General features: G+C 55.2%; 1 protein-coding gene. It reads left to right on the top strand.

The window, feature by feature from the left end:
• A partial coding sequence (locus FDX22_RS12145; protein WP_186805298.1) for an IMP dehydrogenase occupies positions 1-212 on the top strand: 212 nt, incomplete at both ends.

Below are 212 nucleotides of genomic sequence, written 5' to 3'. Positions count from 1 at the left end.
CCTCCTCGTTCCCGCTCATTCTACCGTTCTGCCGAATACTGCTGATCTTAGCACCCAGTTGACGAAAACCATTCGCCTGAACATTCCTATGCTCTCCGCGGCAATGGACACCGTGACGGAAGCGCGCCTGGCAATTGCCCTGGCCCAGGAAGGCGGCATCGGTTTTATCCACAAAAACATGTCCATCGAGCGCCAGGCCGAAGAAGTTAAAC

The sequence above is a fragment of the Citrobacter sp. TBCS-14 genome (assembly GCF_005280805.1).
GTDB classification, from domain to species: domain Bacteria; phylum Pseudomonadota; class Gammaproteobacteria; order Enterobacterales; family Enterobacteriaceae; genus Citrobacter; species Citrobacter gillenii.
This window is presented reverse-complemented; position numbering and strand designations above follow the sequence as displayed.